1 protein-coding gene is annotated in these 433 nt (G+C 37.9%); it reads left to right on the top strand.

The annotated features are described in order from the left end of the window. A partial coding sequence (locus L3049_RS21560; RefSeq protein ID WP_275111907.1) for a hypothetical protein occupies positions 1-366 on the top strand: 366 nt, incomplete at its 5' end. Between the last annotated feature and the right edge of the window lie 67 nt (positions 367-433).

The following is a 433-nucleotide window of genomic DNA, read 5'->3' as shown; positions in this document are numbered from 1 at the left end:
GAAATTGATTTTGAGAGGCGGAAAGCGGAAGGTTTTCCTCCTGCATTATACCCTAGCTTTGTATCTACCCCTGAGGCAACGCCTGAGCAACAAGTAGAAAGAGAAAAGTATTGGAAAGAGAATATTGAATACTTCCAAAGAGAGCACAACTCCCGTTGGTACGACCCTATCCTTGATAAGGATTGGAAAAAGGCTAAATATGGAGTTGGTAAAGGTTTGCGAACGCCAATGGCCAAACAATGTATTAAATACACCTTTGAAGATGGTTCAATAGTTTATGCTAAAACTAACCATAAAGGTGAAGTGCCCGAGCCACCAACAACAATGAAGTTTACAACTAATAAAGTTGAGGTGGTAAAGAATTAGTGAATGGAAGTAAATAAAGAATATTATAGGCCTATAACTCACCATAAATACAAACACAAGAACAAAT

This window comes from Labilibaculum sp. DW002 (genome assembly GCF_029029525.1).
Classification (GTDB): Bacteria; Bacteroidota; Bacteroidia; order Bacteroidales; family Marinifilaceae; genus Paralabilibaculum; species Paralabilibaculum antarcticum.
This window is presented reverse-complemented; position numbering and strand designations above follow the sequence as displayed.